Below are 16265 nucleotides of genomic sequence, written 5' to 3'. Positions count from 1 at the left end.
AAATTAATTCGGCATAACTATCATAAATTAATAGTTATGCCGAATAATTTTAAATAAAAACAAGAAAGAATCGTTTTTTATTTATTTAGGGAGTTAATCCAGGCAGCGATTTTTAAACCGTCTGCTTTGGTTACCTGAGGCATTGGAGGCATTTCAGTCGAATATCCAGGCCAGTTTTCTGGTTTAGGATTGTGGATCAGTGAAACGATCTTTTCGCCTGTATATTTGCGCTTTGCAATTTCTGTAAACGCAGGTCCGATTTGTTTTTTAGTCGTGTTGTGACAAGCTAAGCAAGTGTAGCTGGTCAACATACCTTTTACCTGTGCATAGGTTGGTGCAATAGCTACTTTAGGAGCAGTAGCAACTGCTTTCGCTTCAGGTGCATTTTTAGAAGGTGCAGTTACCTTAGCTTTAATGTCTGCAGTAGTTTTAGGTCCGCCTTTAACTGCTGGTACAGCATCAGCAGAATTTTTTGTACTTACTTCAGTCATTGAAAGTTTTTCACCTGCAGGGATATTATTTAAGGTATAATAAGCCGTTGGGTGAATCAATAAGGTACCATTGCTTTTTTCACGTACACCATCCACATTAATGGTATGGATGTAATACTGACGCAGGTTATCTACAATAAGTCTGGCTCTGGTTCCATCAGCAGATACTTTAACACCTTTAATTTTTAGTGTTTCTTTATTTACCGGAGGTGATCCATAAACTGGCTGGTATTTATAGATATAGCTTTCCATAGAATAAGAAGCCAGATCATTAGCAGATTTTAAATCAACCGGCTGAGTAAATTCAATTTCAAAACCATCAGGCATTGCTCTAACCGCTTTCATCTCAAACGGGGTTTTTGCACTGTTGTATACCAAACGCTCAAGGCCTTCATTGGCATCACCGGCAGATCCCCATCCACGATTGGTTTCACCAACAAAAAGAGAACCGTCAGTACCCCAGGCCATTCTCAATACACCAGAACGGAAACCGCTTCTGAATAAAAAGGATGCACCTTGCTCTTCACCATTTACTTTTTCCATAAATACCCTGGAGATGATACTCATACCCTGATCACCTACTAAAAGCTGACCGGCAAAAGGACCAAAAGCATTTTCCGGGATTTTAACAGGCTCTGAACTGGAGATACCTAAAATTCCGTAAGGAAGCCATACTGCAGGCAATCTTAGATCGCGGAATTCTTTTTTCATGTCAAACAAGGTCTTGAATTCTTCATTCACCCTGTTTTCAGGTTTAATGGATCTTCCCTGCTCATTTCTAATCCTTCTTTCATCAATTTTTGAATAAAAATATTCAGAAGTTAATTTTAAAGGAGAGTCAGATCTTGTAGTCCATACTAAACTTGCAGGATTTCCTAAGAAATCACCTTCATTTACTTTCCAGATACCACCAGAACCTACCCAGTCACCCTGGTTTTCTGTATAAAATAACTGACCGTCAATTACGTTTAATCCAGCTGGAGAACGTACACCGGCAGCCCATGGTTTCATTTTACCGTCTTCAGAGATGTTCATAACCCAACCTCTCATTGGAACACGGCTTTCTGCACGCCACCACTCTTCGTTACCGAAGGCTACGTTGGCAGTTACAAAGAATGTTCCGTCTGGTGCTATTTTAGGACCAAAGCTATATTCATGGTAGTGACCACTTAAAGGCCATGCATAGATCGTTTCATAAACGTCTGCCTTACCATCCATGTTTTTATCGATCAGTTTGGTTAACTCACCACGCTGAGCTACATATAGCGCACCGTCTTTGTAAGCAAGACCCAGGATTTCATGTAATCCTGTCGCAAATTTGCGCCAGTATGGTCTGCTTGTTGTAGGATTTTCTACAATATAAACCTCACCTCTTCTGGTTGATACACCTAAGTCACCATTAGGCAACGTGATTAATCCGCCAACCTCTAATATTGGTCCTTCAGGTACCTTAACCTTCACTACCCTATAATAATCTTCTTCTTTTGATGTTTCTTTTTCCTGACCAACAGCCATTGAAACACTAAAACTTAAAGCCAGCATTGCCAGCGTTTTAAAAGTATACTTCATCATCTAACCCTTATAATAAAATAGAATAATTCAATTTGCCACGAACCAAAACAACAAGTTGTTTTTTTCCTGCTACATCCCTGATTACAGGTTTGTCTTTAGCATCTTCGAATTTTAAATAAAAAGACTGACCATCGATCAGGTAAAATCCTTTTGAAATCTCTTCGATTGTGCTGCCGTTAGCCAATTGCGCATAAACGTTTTCAACAGGATTAACAAGCGTAATTTCTCTGCTTATACCCTGTCCGTTTTCCAAAACACGAACTGCATCTGTTACTGTTGTACCAAATACGTTGTAAGTGAATGTAGGACGGTCTTCGGTGTCCATGGTATAACCTTTAGTTTTAAAGCCTGTTCCGGTGGTGTCGGTTGGCCATGCTGCATCAGCAGTAGCTAATTTAGCCAATGCCGGTGCCGGAGTAGTTGTAAATGTAGTTACACTTCCGCGTGGTCTTGATGAACCGTTACCTCTTTCATGCCACATTGGTGTAGCATCAATGAAATCACCTCTCCAAAGCTGAAATAATAAACCGTTATCCAGGTCATAGCTATAATGAACCTTAAGCGGGCTGCCGATAGAAATGGCATGTACTACTCTTGGTCCGCCAGTAATGTCAATAAAACTACGGATCATTGTATTTACAGGAGCATCGATATAGATCGGATCTGTATCGTTACCTCTTTGTTGTCTGCCTGCCATAGCTGCATCCTGTACCGGAAGTTTAGCTATTTTAATGTTTTTGAATGCAACAGCACCGTGATCACCTTGTAAACGCAAAGGACCAATTGCTTTTTCAGCACTTGCTGCGCCGCGTGTTGGACCTGATAGTTCTACGTTATCATGGATCTGTACACCGTTAAGATCAACAGAAACGATTCTTGCGTTGGCTGTTTTTGTGCCCGAAGCATCAAATACAGGTGCCTTAAAGATAATTTTGATGTGCTGCCATAATCCAGGTGCTTTAGAAACATTCTGACGTGGTGCATAGCCTTCAAAACCCTGACGGCCATTTGGTCTTACATCATCCCAACGCTCATAAATACCACCGTTGATGGAAGAAGTAGGAACGGTTACTCCCCATGAATCTCCCAGCTGGATCTCATAGTTACCCTGAAGATAGATTCCTGAATTGGAACCTTTAGCAGTTAAGAAATCCAGTTCAAGAATAAGATCTCCATGCTGAGCTAAAGTGAACAGGTCAGAACCTGCATTTTTTTTAGTGGGAACGTTAACCAGAACTCCTGTGCCCTTAGTCAGGTTAAATACGTTTGCCTCATTTAGATTGGCAGTTACCCCTCCTGCCAGAGACCATGTTTGACCTGGATCTTTAAACGAAGAAAGATCTTTGAGATCAATTCCTGATTGATCAGCAAGCTGCTGACCAGACACAAGTGCAGTTCCTAACATCCAGACAAAAGCCGTTGTTCCGAACTTTAAATAATTAAGCTTCATATTGTGTTTTTTGGTTTAATAAAAATTAAAAGTAGCAATTTCATGGATTATTAAAAGCATTGAAAAATAATGATTTTGTTACATTGGAGAATAACCCGTTCTAAGCAACAAATAAGCCTTGTTTTATTTGCTAAAACTATTTTTCAACATTTAAAAATCCTAAAATTAAGTACCCTTTTTCTTCTTGGAATTATAAATTTTAGCCCCTATTTTTTACGCAGCGTTTTTTCTGAACCGTGCTTCGATCTTATCCAGATCTGCTTGCGTAGGGTTTGAAGATTTTTTAAGCGATTGCAGAAAGTGCTGTACTTCTTTTTCTGCAGATGGGCAGCCTGTGTTTTCTCCCTTAGTACCCAGCTTCGCTCCTTCTGGCCTCATTTGAGAATCGGCCAGCAGATTTTGCTGTGCATCAAAGATCAGCCAGGTCGGTAAACCCTGATCTGCATTGTTGTATTTCTTTAGCAGATCTACAGCTCCCGGATTTTCCAGGTTCTCTTTTCCTTTTGACTCGTACACCACCAGGTCTGCAATTACATAGTTCTTATCGAAGAAAGGTTTAACCGACGGATCGTTTAAGCTGGCTTCCATTTTACGGCACCAGCCGCACCAGGACGCATGGAATACAACCAATACTTTCTTTTTTTCAACGGATGCCTTTTTCAATGCCGCATTTAAAACAGTTTCTGCAGTAGGGACTGCATTTTGCGCTGAAGCATGATGGATAAAAAATGTAGTAATCAACAGGAGTGTAAATGTTCTTAGTTTCATTTTGCAGGAGTTAATGGTTACTATAAAGCTAAGGCTTTTAATTAAATAATAAGAAAGAATTTGCATTGAAACTTTAATGAAAATAAAAAGGTATTCAGAATATTACCCGAATTCGTTTTTATTGTTTTAATGTTAAACGGATATGCTATATCTTTATATGATATACACACAAACTATAATTTTAATGAAAACACCTTTTGCCTTATTGGTTTCCGGTATTGCATTTACGATCTTAACCCCGTTAACACGACCTGCAGCCATTGTTCTAAGCAATCTTAACCCCACAACAAAAAAGATACTTCAAATTGATACACCAGACCAGGATCGTTTCATCAAGGTGAAGCTTGTTCAGGGTCAGTTTACTGAGCCAACAGAAATAGCCGTTCTGCCAAATCTCGATATCCTGATCTCGCAGCGGCGCGGAGAGTTTCTACTCTATAAAAATCAAACCAAGACCCTGAAGCCGGCAGGTAAACTCGATGTATATGCGAAGACCAATACGCCCGATGTAAATGCAGAAGAAGGATTATTGGGTGTAACCATCGACCCTGACTTTGCAAAAAATCAATATGTTTATGCATTCTATAGTCCCCTTAAGACATCTGTTAACCGTTTGTCGAGGTTTAAGCTCATTGATGATAAGATCACGGTAGCCTCAGAAAAAGTCATATTGGAATTTTATTCGCAGCGTGAAATTTGCTGCCATACTGGTGGATCGATTGCCTTTGGCCCTGGAGGCTTACTGTATATTTCCACAGGTGACAACTCTACCCCGTTTGATGTTCCCAACCAGCAATATGTAAATAAAGGATATGCGCCGCTGGATAACCGCAAAGGATTGCACCAGTACGATGCCAGAAGATCTGCAGGAAATACCAATGACCTTCGTGGTAAAATACTAAGGATAAAAATAAATGAAGACGGTACCTACACCACACCTGATGATAACCTATTTGCAAAAAATGATCCTAAGGCCAAGCCGGAAATCTATGTAATGGGGAACAGAAACCCATACCGGATCTCGGTAGATCAGAAAACCGGGTTTTTATATTGGGGGGAAGTTGGGCCTGATGCATCAAATGACGATGAATTAAGAGGCCCGAGGGGTTACGATGAGGTAAACCAGGCACGTAAAGCAGGTAACTTTGGCTGGCCATTATTTATAGGTAATAATTATCCTTATCGTGCCTATGATTTTACTAACGGTACAAATGGAGCAGCTTTTAATCCTTCTGCGCCGGTAAATAATTCGCCAAATAACACTGGTCTGAATGAGCTTCCAAAGGCACAGCCGGCTTATATATGGTATCCTTATGGCGAGTCTAAAGAATTTCCACAGGTAGGTTCAGGCGGTCGCACGGCGATGGCAGGACCGGTGTACTACGGTAAACCGGGAGCGTCACCCTACCCTGCTTATTACGAAGGAAAACTATTGATCTATGAATGGGTCCGCGGTTGGGTTAAAGCCGTGACCATGGCTCCAAATGGTGATTATATCAGCATGGAACCTTTTCTAAGTAATATTTCCCTGGCAGCGCCAATAGATATGGAACTGGGACCCGATGGTAAATTATATATTCTGGAATATGGTAAGGGATGGTTCACCAAGAACCCCGATGCTGGTATCGTCAGGATTGATTACCTGGCCGGCAACAGGCCTCCTCAGATCACAAAACTCGACATTCAGAAAACAAGCGGTCTTCTTCCTTTTAAATTGATAGCTAAAGTTGAAGCCAAAGATCCGGACGGTGACAACTTAACTTACGTATGGAACCTGGGTAAAGGGGTTAAAAAGACCACAACTATACCTGAGTTTCAGTATACCTTTACCAAAGCTGGTGAATATCCAATAAGCGTGCAGGTAATTGATCCGGGCAAAGCATCTTCTGCAAGTGCTGTAATTCCTGTTTTTGCAGGTAATGAGCATCCTTCAGTAAAAATTGCAACAACCGGCAATAAAAGCTTTTACTTTCCGGGTACGCCAGTAAATTACCAGGTAACAGTTACTGATAAAGGCGCTGTTGTTGATAAAAGCAGGATCTACATCTCCAGTACCTATACAGAAGGATTGGATATGGCCGGCGCACAACTTGGACATCAGGCTGCTGCACAAACCCTTGTTGGAAGATCGTTAATGATGAAATCGGATTGCAGCGCCTGCCATAAAACAGATACGAAATCAATCGGACCTGCATTTAAACAGGTATCAACAAAATACCAATCGAATACTAAAGCGGTTGCTTATGTGTCTTCAAAAATAATCAAAGGCAGTAAAGGAGTTTGGGGCGAGGTTCCAATGCCTGCACACCCGGCAATGAAAGAATCTGAAGCCAGGCAAATTGCAGAATGGATCATGAGCTTAAGTGCAACGGCAAGTACAAAGCCTTCGCTTCCTGCAATGGGTAAGATTACCCCGCCTGCTGAGGTCAACAAAAATAAGCCGGTACTTGAAATAAAAGCCAGCTATTCTGATCTTGGTTCTGCAGGTTTAAAATCTTTAACGGCTTCAAACATGCTTAATTTGAGAAGCAATGAGATCGACGCCAGTAACCTTAAGGGAATATCCGGATTTGCACGTAAAGAGTCAAATGGTAATGAATCGCTGATCTTTCCTGAAAATGGCGGATGGATCAGACTGAGACAAATTGATCTGACAAATATTGCTTCAATTGGTACAGCCGTAGTTGATGCAGCAGGTAATCCAGGCTACGCTTTTGAAGTTCGTTTAGATACTGAGAATGGTCAGCTTATTGGTGAAGCAGCTGGCATAGGCACGCCAATAACAATCAGCCCGGTTACGGATGCTAAGTTTCATGATGTTTATATCAAGGTAAAAGCAAAGGACGCCACTGTAAAAGACAGACCTTCACTAAAATCAATACAGTTTAAAACAAAATAGATTATTTGATCTTACCACCCACATTTACAACGGCACCAATTGTAAATATAGAATTTCCAGCACTCATGAACTTTCGGCTATTCAGGCCGAAGTTCGCGCTGGAGGTATATTGAAGCTGTACAACATCACTCAAACGCATCCTTGTGAAAAAGATGGGTTCAAAAAATACATTTCCCTCACGGGTTTGTCCGATGTTATTGCGCATAAAGGTCTTCATGTCCACATGACTGATGCGGAGTGCCGTACCATAATTGATCGGAAAATTCTTACCAAATAGCTTCAGGTCGTTCGACTTCCTGGAGCTATAATTAACCTGTAAAAAGGTCTTGCTGTAGGTAACTTCTTCAACATTCGTATTGAAGAGCACATCATTGTCATCAAACTCACGATACACACGGTCTGTCTTACCGCCGCCATATCCGGCATATACTTCCAGGATCCGGTTATCATCCGGACCAAAGGTATTGAAATACCCGCCTCCAAATTCGATCAGCTTGTGCTTATAGTCCTTTGCATAACGTTCCTGGTTCATGGTCGATCCACTAAAAAGTACACCGAAATGATCCGATACTGCATAGGCACCGTTTAAACTTGCATTACCCCTTAATGAAATATGTGCGCCACCACTAAATTCTCCTGCAGCACTTAACATGGGTGTATTGGGTACGTTAGGCATATAAACAGAGGAACAGGAACACAGAAATAGAAGGCTTGTAATTAAGATGGATCCGGATTTTTTGATCATAAATGAGATTGGATATTTTAAGTATATCCCATCCATCAACAAATTTAAAGCCAAGCATAGCAGATAAACAGATTGCCTTCTCAATTAAATATAAATGCGATTCTTAACATTGCAAAGGACTCTGGTAATCAGTCAATAACGCCCCTAATCTGATTTAAATCAAACAATTGTTGTTTTAACACGTTGTTTTATAATATATGACAGTTCATAACAAAACCATAATCATATCCAACCGCTTACCTGTAAAGATCACAGAACACAACGGTGAATATAGATTAAGGCCCAGTGAAGGAGGTCTCGCAACCGGTTTAGGCTCGGTTTATAAAAGAGGAAATAACGTTTGGATCGGCTGGCCCGGAATAGAAGTTCCCGAAGATCGTCAGGATGAAGTACGGCAGAAATTAGCTGAATTTAACCTCATCCCCGTCTTCCTTACCAATGAAGAAATCAGCCTTTATTATGAAGGCTTTTCCAATGAAGTTTTGTGGCCAATATTTCATTACCTTACTACATATGCTAACTTTGAGCAAACGTATTGGGATTCCTATAAGTCTGTAAACGAAAAATTCAGGGATACCGTGATCCAAAATATCAATGATGGAGATACCATTTGGGTCCATGATTACCAGCTGCTGCTCCTTCCCTGCTTAGTTCGCACGGAAAGACCTGCCGTGACCATAGGATTTTTTCAGCACATTCCTTTTCCTTCTTACGAAATATTGAGGGTCATCCCCTGGCGGGAGGAGATCATCTCCGGTATGCTCGGTGCAGACCTTTTGGGTTTTCATACCTTTGATGACGTAAAGCACTTCTTAAGTGCTGTATCCATGTTGTCTTCCAGCAAGCAATCGGAAAACATCATCATGCACAAAAACAGGCAAATCGTTGTGGAGTCGTTTCCAATGGGCATAGATTACCAAAAGTTTGAATCCCTTACCAGGCATGAGAAAGTAGCAAAGCATACAGCAAACTTTAAAGAGAGCCACCAGAATACTAAAATAATGCTCTCCATTGACAGGCTGGACTACAGTAAAGGGATTCTTCAGCGATTACAAGCACTGGAATTATTACTGCAAATGCATCCGGAATACATCGATAAGATCTCGCTCTTTATGATCGTTGTTCCTTCCAGGGATACCGTTCCTAAATATAAAGAACTGCGTGATCAGATTGATCAGCTGGTAGGGAACATCAATTCCAGGTTTAGAACGTTAAACTGGGTTCCTATCCACTATTTCTACCGCTCCTTCTCCGTTGAGTTCTTATCAGCACTATATAGCATAGCGGATATTTGTATCGTTACCCCCATGCGTGATGGCATGAACCTGGTAAGTAAAGAATATGTAGCATCAAGAACTAAAAATGATGGAGTGTTGATTCTCAGTGAAATGGCCGGAGCATCTAAAGAGCTTAATGATGCATTGATCGTAAATCCAAATAACATTGGTGATGTGATGCGTGCCATCAATCGCGCAATTAATATGCCGCCAGACGAGCAGAATACCCGGATGACCAGCATGAGGCACATCGTTAAAAAATTTGACATCAACCTTTGGGTTAAAAACTTTATGGATAAATTACTTGAAGTTAAAGAGATACAGCAATCTTTATTAACAAAACATGCCGTGCTTTCTGTACGGGAGCGCATGGCAGATGACTATTTAAAATCAAAAGACAGGTACATATTTTTAGACTACGATGGTACACTGGTCGGCTTTCATGGTGATATTGATAAGGCATCTCCAGATCAGGAGCTTTATGATATATTGGGGCAGCTGTCTGCAGACCCTGCTAACCGAGTAGTTATTATCAGCGGTCGCCGGTACCAAACCCTTCAGCAGTGGTTTGGCCACTTAAATCTGGAAATGATTGCCGAGCATGGTGCCTGGCAAAAACACCTGAATGAAGATTGGAAAGCACTGCCCCTGCTTACTGACAAGTGGAAACAGGATGTTAAAACAGTTCTCGATACTTACACAGACCGTACACCCGGCTCTTTTGTCGAAGAGAAAAGCTATTCGCTGGTGTGGCACTATCGCAAAGTAGAAAAAGGTCTTGGGGAACTTCGTGCCAATGAGATCAGTAACCACCTTAGAATGATGATTGCTGATAAAGGCTTACAAATGATGCCAGGCAATAAAGTCATAGAATTTAAGAACATCGAAGTAAATAAAGGGAAAGCTGCACAGAATTGGCTGTACAACAACAATCCTGATTTTATTATTGCGCTAGGCGATGATCATACGGATGAAGATATATTTAAGACCTTGCCCCCGGAAGCCTATACGATTAAAGTCGGTAGCAACATCTCTGCAGCGCAGTATTATCTGAGAGACTTTAAAGAAGTGCGTGAATTGCTGAAAAGCTTTATTTCTACGCAAAAAATAACGTCTTATTGAGTATAAGCGTATAAGTTTTGTGTTGTGATACCTGATTCTTCGAGTTATTCTTATAAAAAGAGTACGCTTAATGAAAGACCTCAGCGTTCTTTCCGATCCTTCATCGGAATTAATGCAGTCTTGAATAAGCGCACTCTTTTTATTGAAAATAATCTGGAAGTTTTAGCACATGCTATTATCCCGTTTAATTTCCATTGATTAAAATAGGTGTTCCTTTAGTGCTTCCCATAATAATTACCTTTGAGTTTGGCGATAATGCAATTTCTTTTTGAGCTTTAATGGCTTCATATTGTAGTTGTTTGTCGCTAAGCCCGGTAGAAAGGATCTTTTGATAATCGGCTATACCCTGGGCTTCAACACGCTTACGTTCTGCTTCCTGTTTTTCTTTCTGAAGCACGAAGATCATTTTCTGCGCATCCTGCTCTGCATTGATCTTGGATTCGATGGTCTTTTTTACAGACTCTGGTAAGGTTATATTTCGCACCAGCAATTGCTCAAGCACCAAACCTCTTTTTGCAAAGCTGCTGTTGATCGCGTTAAATATGCGGTTCTGAAATTCTTCGCGTTTGGTAGAATACAGTGCAATAGCTTCATAAGAAACGGCATTATCACGAATGGCAGTTCTTGAAACGGGGCGGACAATCTTATCCAGGTAATCATCACCAATCTGGCGCAATATGGTTGGTGCTTTCGACGCACTCACTTTAAATAAAACAGAAAGATCAATGGTTACCTCCAGTCCGTCAGCAGACAATACGCGGATAGCATCATCACCAGATTTCATACCTTCATCGTGCACGGCAGACATCGTATAGTTTTGTGTTTTTACATCAAAGGATGTAATTTCTACCAAAGGATTAACGACATGTAAACCGCTATATAAGACGTCATCTTCAACCTTACCGAATAATGTTTTGACACCTACCTGTCCCGTATCAATCGTTTTAAACATGGTTGTAAAGATCCCGAGCCCAATCAAGACAATTCCAGCAACCCGGGCAATGATTCCGTAGCGGGAACTTTGATTTTGTTGTGCAGATAAAACGAAACCGGCTATTAAAGCGATGATACCAATACTAATTAAAAACATGATGTTTAAGTTTAAATTTTGATTTGATTAATTTATAGTAAGTATGGCGGCAACTGAAATGCCGGATTTGATTTTAAGCCTCAAATAGGGCCTAAATATCTTAAATTGAAGGTTTTTGTCAAAAGGCGTCAATAATCGAAATAAAAAACCCTTTCATTATGGTAGGGTATTTTTTCATAACGGTAGGCTACTGAATGATTATATGAGAATAATAACAACAAAATATGCATTATCCTGTTGTATTTAAGTACCACAATCTAAATTTATATATGGCAGAAAGACATACCTATCAAACAGGTATTATTGGAAACTGTGCTTATCTGGCACACATAAATAAGAATACAAATATTGATTGGCTTTGCTGGCCAAGATTCGACAGTACTTTCGTTTTTGGAGGTTTACTGGACACAGAAAAGGGTGGCGAATTTTCAATTCTCCCACATGGCGAATATACTTCCAGACAATTCTATCTTGAAAATACCAATGTGCTCTGCACAGAGATCAGCAGCCCCGAAGGTAAATACAGGATCACTGATTTTGCACCGCGCTTTCATCAGTATGAGCGGTATTATAAGCCTTTAATGGTAATCCGGAAGATTGAGCCCTTAGAAGGTAATCCCAGGATCCGTGTAAAATGCAATCCCGTATGCGATTACGGCGCAATGAAGCAAAAAGCCCATCGCGGAAGCAATCACATTCAATATACTGGAGGCGATGAATTTATGCGTTTAAGTACGGATATTTCATTGAGCTACATTGAAGACGAAAGACATTTTGCATTAAATGAGACCAAATACCTGATCTTAACTTATGGACATGAATTGGATGCCCCAATAGCGAGTACTGCCGAACGGTTCCTGACAGAAACGATTAAATATTGGAGACGATGGATCAAGCATTCTAATATTGCCGGATTCTATCAGCACCTGGTAATCCGTTCTGCCCTCGTTTTAAAGATCCACCAATACGAAGATACCGGGGCGATCATAGCAGCCAGCACAACCAGTTTACCGGAATCACCAGGAAGTACCCGGAATTGGGACTATCGGTATTGCTGGATGCGTGACACCTATTACGTAATTACTTCGCTAAGCCACATTGGTCACTTTGAAGAAATGGAAAAGTATTTTGGCTACGTAACTGATATCTCCTTTAGAGACGACGAGCGTTATCAGCCCTTGTTTGGTATTGGCGGCGAGCGCGTACTTACAGAACGGATTCTGGAAGATATAGCAGGTTACCAGGGCAATCAGCCTGTACGGATCGGAAATCAAGCTTACGAACATATCCAGAACGACATCTATGGACAAGTTCTTGTCTCTATGCTTCCCTTATACAATGATCAGCGCTTTATTTCCAAAGAACGCCAGGATTCAGAAAAATGGCTCGACTATCTTTTGAAAAAGATAGAGCGGACCATTGATGAAAAGGATGCCGGGATTTGGGAATTCAGGAACATTGCCAATATTCATTGCTACACCAATCTATTTCAATGGGCCGGTGCCAATGCCGCTTTAAAAATAGCCACCAAAATAGGTAATGAAGAATTTAAGCAAAGAGCCCAAATCTTAATTGATAAGGCTGCCCAGCACATCGAAGATTGTTATGACCCAGAAAGGAAAGTATATAATCATGCCGTTGGAAGTCCGCACTTAGATGCCAGTACCCTGCAGTTAATCCTGATGAATTATTTAGATCCTAATTCTCAAAGAGCTAAAGACCATCTGATTGCGCTAGAAAAAGAACTTAAAGCAGAAAATGGCCTGTTCTACAGATACCTGCATACTGATGATTTTGGTAAACCTAAAACAACCTTTCTGATCTGTGCCTTCTGGTATGTTGAAGCACTTGCCTGCGTAGGTAGATTAGACGATGCCATCAGAGAATTCGAATCGATCATTAAATATGCCAATCACCTGTTACTGTTCAGCGAAGATGTAGATGAAAATGATGGAAGTCAATGGGGTAATTTTCCGCAGGCTTATAGTCATGTCGGCTTAATGAACGCAGCACATCGCATTGCTATTAAACTGGATCGTCCTATATTCCTGTAATGGTAATCGTTAAATAAGAAATATACGCTATGCAAATGTGTAAGTATTTTCAATAAAAAAGAAACTCTTAATGAAAGACCTCAGCGTTCTTTCCGATCCTTCATCGGAATTAATGCAGTCTTGAACAAGAGTTCCTTTTTTAATTACAATATAGAACAAACATAGACGCCAAAATCTTGTTGGTATTATTTTCAATAAAAAGAGCGCGCTTAACGAAAGACCTCAGCGTTCTTTCCGATTCTTTATCGGAATTAATGCTTCTTGAATAAGTGCACTCTTTTTATAAGAATAGTATTTGAGTTATATTAGCCTCTTAAACAACAAATACGCATTTTAAAGATAGACACTCCCTGATGACTACAAAACCAACCGCTTTCATATTCGACCTTAACGGAACCATGGTAGATGATATGGAATTTCATGGCAAAGCCTGGAGTTCTATTATAAACGACGACCTTAAAGCTGGATTAACGTATGAGGAAGTAAAAAAACAAATGTATGGCAAGAACAGCGAACTGCTGCACCGCATCTTTGGTGATAAGCGCTTTACGCCGGAAGAGGAAGATAAGCTGTCTTTAGAGAAAGAACACCGCTACCAGGCAGCATACCGTTCAAGTTTATCCCTTATCGATGGACTGGATGGTTTTTTAGAAAAAGCGAAAGCAGCAGGTATTTCTATGGCTATTGGCTCTGCTGCCATCCCCTTTAATATTAATTTCGTGCTGGACGGTTTAGCTATCGGGCATTATTTTAAAGCTGTGGTAAGTGCAGATGATGTACAGGTTAGTAAACCACATCCGGAAACTTTCTTAAAAGCGGCTGAACTATTGGGATCAGCACCAGAAAATTGTGTCGTATTTGAAGATGCACCTAAGGGTGTAGAAGCCGCTCAAAATGCAGGCATGAAATGCGTGGTACTCACCACAATGCATGGTCAGGAAGATTTTTCAAGCTATACCAATGTCATTGCATTTATCAGTACTTATAATGATCCGGCGTTAAACCAATTATTTTAAGTAAAACTTTTTTTTTACCTTCAACCAAAATTTATATAATGGAACATCATCAATCTGCACACGGAACCCAAATTATGATTGCTTTATTAATTTTAGTAGCAATTGTGATCTGTACAGCTTTTTATCTTTCTTTTATCAGAAAAAGCAAAGCGGATCATAGCGGTCATTAGAAAGCCTGTTAAAGGCTTCCTAATTCTATAGCTTCAATACGTGCACCCAGTTCATCAACCAGTTTCTGGTCAATATCATCTTTGGATCTCCACTGTAATGTAGTATTTCCTGTTTCAGGGAAGATATGTCCAGTACGCTCACCATTTATGTAAATGATGTAGTCGCCTGGTTTGGGTAACTCAACACGTATTGCATTGGGCTCGCCATCTATTTCTAAAGTAAATTCATAAGGATTTAAATCCTTCTCCTGCGTATTTTCCATAATTGTGTGGTATTGTTTGTAGTTTGAAAACAATGTTTTATAGTTATTGTTTCATTCCCTGATCCCTATACAAAGTATTTCTTAAATTTAACCGGTGGCAAGAAAAATTATCCATATTGATATGGATGCATTTTATGCATCGGTTGAACAGCGCGACTTTCCCGAATACAGGGGTAAGCCCATTGTGGTGGGCGGCTCTCCGGACGGACGCGGTGTGGTGGCTACAGCAAGCTATGAAGCCCGTAAGTTTGGGGTTAAATCAGCCATGTCATCCCGTCAGGCCATTCAGTTATGTCCGGAGGCAATCTTTGTAAGGCCGAGGTTTGATGCTTATAAAGCGGTATCGGCAGGGATCAGAGAAATCTTTGGCCGGTATACCGATCTGATAGAACCGCTCTCGCTGGATGAGGCTTACCTGGATGTTACTGTTGATAAGCTGAACATTGGATCAGCAATGGAGATCGCCAAACAAATTAAACAGGCTATTAAAGATGAGTTGAACCTCACCGCCTCTGCGGGTGTATCATCGAATAAGTTTGTCGCCAAGATCGCATCCGATATGAATAAACCAGATGGGCTAACCTTTATAGGTCCGTCTAAGATCGAAGCGTTTATGGAAAAGCTGCCTGTAGAGCGGTTTTTTGGCGTCGGAAAGGTAACCGCTAAGAAAATGAAAAGTATGCACCTGCATACGGGCGAAGACCTTAAAAAATTATCTGAGCAGCAGCTGGTCCGTTATTTTGGTAAAGCAGGTAAATTCTACTATTCCATTGTACGTGGCATAGATGAACGTCCCGTTCATGCAGAGCGGGAAACAAAATCGCTTGCTGCTGAGGATACCTTTCAGCACGACCTCATCACTTTAGAAGAGATGTATACTGAATTGAGTAAGCTTACTGAAAAAGTAGTTTTAAGGCTTAGCCGTAATCAGTTAAAAGGCCGGACAATCACCCTTAAAATTAAGTTCAGTGATTTTAAACAAATTACCAGGAACCATTCATTTACGCAACCCATTTCTGATTACCAAACTATTATTGACACAGCAAAGGAACTACTGGATAATGTAGATCTGGAAGATAAACCGGTACGCCTTCTCGGCATATCATTATCAAATTTCGGGGTGCTTCTCTCCCAGCCCAAGCCAGGTAATCCATATCAGCTGGAACTATTCGATTGATCCGCTAATCGCATTCAGCTGGAACCAAAATACGAGCCAATGATGAGAAATTATTATTCAGTACTGCTGGGAATCTTTTGATTCAAGCCAGTTTTGAATCGGAATGGTGATTTTCTGATTCAAAACTGCGTAATTACACAGTTGATTTCTAAATTCCCCCAGATTATCTTT

Annotated in this window: 11 protein-coding genes; 5 read left to right on the top strand and 6 right to left on the bottom strand. The window is 40.6% G+C overall.

The window, feature by feature from the left end; genetic code table 11:
• Window positions 1-77: 77 nt before the first annotated feature.
• From ATK78_RS03685 to ATK78_RS03675, 3 genes are all read right to left on the bottom strand, one after another.
• Entirely contained in the window at window positions 78-2063 is a 1986-nt protein-coding gene (locus ATK78_RS03685) for a hypothetical protein (RefSeq protein ID WP_243732427.1), read from the bottom strand.
• 7 nt (window positions 2064-2070) lie between these two features.
• Window positions 2071-3513 (bottom strand): 3-keto-disaccharide hydrolase, encoded by a 1443-nt coding sequence (locus tag ATK78_RS03680; protein WP_133574696.1) that lies wholly within the window; start codon window positions 3511-3513, stop codon window positions 2071-2073.
• A gap of 213 nt (window positions 3514-3726) precedes the next feature.
• Entirely contained in the window at window positions 3727-4281 is a 555-nt protein-coding gene (locus ATK78_RS03675; protein WP_166664813.1) for a thioredoxin family protein, read from the bottom strand.
• Between the two features lie 184 nt (window positions 4282-4465).
• Between ATK78_RS03675 and ATK78_RS03670 the strand changes: the two genes are divergently transcribed.
• On the top strand, window positions 4466-7180 hold the full coding sequence (locus tag ATK78_RS03670) for a PQQ-dependent sugar dehydrogenase (protein WP_166664812.1): 2715 nt from the start codon (window positions 4466-4468) through the stop codon (window positions 7178-7180).
• Window position 7181: 1 nt separating this feature from the next.
• Here ATK78_RS03670 and ATK78_RS03665 read toward each other — a convergent pair whose 3' ends face one another.
• Window positions 7182-7925 (bottom strand): hypothetical protein, encoded by a 744-nt coding sequence (locus ATK78_RS03665; RefSeq protein WP_133574693.1) that lies wholly within the window; start codon window positions 7923-7925, stop codon window positions 7182-7184.
• 197 nt (window positions 7926-8122) lie between these two features.
• Here ATK78_RS03665 and ATK78_RS03660 point away from each other — a divergent pair, with 197 nt between their 5' ends.
• Window positions 8123-10324: a bifunctional alpha,alpha-trehalose-phosphate synthase (UDP-forming)/trehalose-phosphatase gene (locus tag ATK78_RS03660; protein WP_133574692.1), complete on the top strand. Its 2202-nt coding sequence runs from the start codon at window positions 8123-8125 to the stop codon at window positions 10322-10324.
• Window positions 10325-10508: 184 nt separating this feature from the next.
• Here ATK78_RS03660 and ATK78_RS03655 read toward each other — a convergent pair whose 3' ends face one another.
• A complete protein-coding gene (locus ATK78_RS03655) occupies window positions 10509-11414 on the bottom strand; it encodes a prohibitin family protein (protein WP_133574691.1) in 906 nt (301 codons plus the stop codon).
• 269 nt (window positions 11415-11683) lie between these two features.
• Between ATK78_RS03655 and ATK78_RS03650 the strand changes: the two genes are divergently transcribed.
• Together ATK78_RS03650 and ATK78_RS03645 are read left to right on the top strand one after the other, a co-directional pair.
• Window positions 11684-13468, top strand: a complete 1785-nt coding sequence (locus ATK78_RS03650; RefSeq protein ID WP_133574690.1) for a glycoside hydrolase family 15 protein — start codon at window positions 11684-11686, stop codon at window positions 13466-13468.
• A 353-nt stretch (window positions 13469-13821) separates the two neighbouring features.
• Window positions 13822-14484, top strand: coding sequence for an HAD family hydrolase (locus ATK78_RS03645; protein ID WP_133574689.1), 663 nt, complete (start codon window positions 13822-13824; stop codon window positions 14482-14484).
• A gap of 178 nt (window positions 14485-14662) precedes the next feature.
• On the opposite strand, the gene ATK78_RS03640 is transcribed toward ATK78_RS03645, so the two are convergent.
• Complete coding sequence (locus ATK78_RS03640) at window positions 14663-14917, bottom strand: hypothetical protein (RefSeq protein WP_133574688.1); 255 nt, start codon at window positions 14915-14917, stop codon at window positions 14663-14665.
• Window positions 14918-15038: 121 nt separating this feature from the next.
• Here ATK78_RS03640 and dinB point away from each other — a divergent pair, with 121 nt between their 5' ends.
• On the top strand, window positions 15039-16094 hold the full coding sequence (gene dinB / locus ATK78_RS03635) for a DNA polymerase IV (protein WP_133575269.1): 1056 nt from the start codon (window positions 15039-15041) through the stop codon (window positions 16092-16094).
• Window positions 16095-16265 lie beyond the last annotated feature (171 nt).

The organism is Pedobacter metabolipauper, from assembly GCF_004362715.1.
Taxonomy (GTDB): domain Bacteria; phylum Bacteroidota; class Bacteroidia; order Sphingobacteriales; family Sphingobacteriaceae; genus Pedobacter; species Pedobacter metabolipauper.
Note: the sequence above shows the minus strand (reverse complement) of the source record. Positions and strands in the feature narration are given on the sequence as shown.

What these genes read in the sequence shown, in the direction of transcription:
- ATK78_RS03660 (WP_133574692.1), top strand. Translation starts at nt 8,123, where the DNA reads ATGACAGTTCATAACAAAACCATAATCATATCCAACCGCTTACCTGTA.
- ATK78_RS03655 (WP_133574691.1), bottom strand. Translation starts at nt 11,414, where the DNA reads ATGTTTTTAATTAGTATTGGTATCATCGCTTTAATAGCCGGTTTCGTT.
- ATK78_RS03640 (WP_133574688.1), bottom strand. Translation starts at nt 14,917, where the DNA reads ATGGAAAATACGCAGGAGAAGGATTTAAATCCTTATGAATTTACTTTA.
- ATK78_RS03650 (WP_133574690.1), top strand. Translation starts at nt 11,684, where the DNA reads ATGGCAGAAAGACATACCTATCAAACAGGTATTATTGGAAACTGTGCT.
- ATK78_RS03685 (WP_243732427.1), bottom strand. Translation starts at nt 2,063, where the DNA reads ATGATGAAGTATACTTTTAAAACGCTGGCAATGCTGGCTTTAAGTTTT.
- ATK78_RS03665 (WP_133574693.1), bottom strand. Translation starts at nt 7,925, where the DNA reads ATGATCAAAAAATCCGGATCCATCTTAATTACAAGCCTTCTATTTCTG.
- ATK78_RS03645 (WP_133574689.1), top strand. Translation starts at nt 13,822, where the DNA reads ATGACTACAAAACCAACCGCTTTCATATTCGACCTTAACGGAACCATG.
- ATK78_RS03675 (WP_166664813.1), bottom strand. Translation starts at nt 4,281, where the DNA reads ATGAAACTAAGAACATTTACACTCCTGTTGATTACTACATTTTTTATC.
- dinB (WP_133575269.1), top strand. Translation starts at nt 15,039, where the DNA reads ATGGATGCATTTTATGCATCGGTTGAACAGCGCGACTTTCCCGAATAC.
- ATK78_RS03670 (WP_166664812.1), top strand. Translation starts at nt 4,466, where the DNA reads ATGAAAACACCTTTTGCCTTATTGGTTTCCGGTATTGCATTTACGATC.
- ATK78_RS03680 (WP_133574696.1), bottom strand. Translation starts at nt 3,513, where the DNA reads ATGAAGCTTAATTATTTAAAGTTCGGAACAACGGCTTTTGTCTGGATG.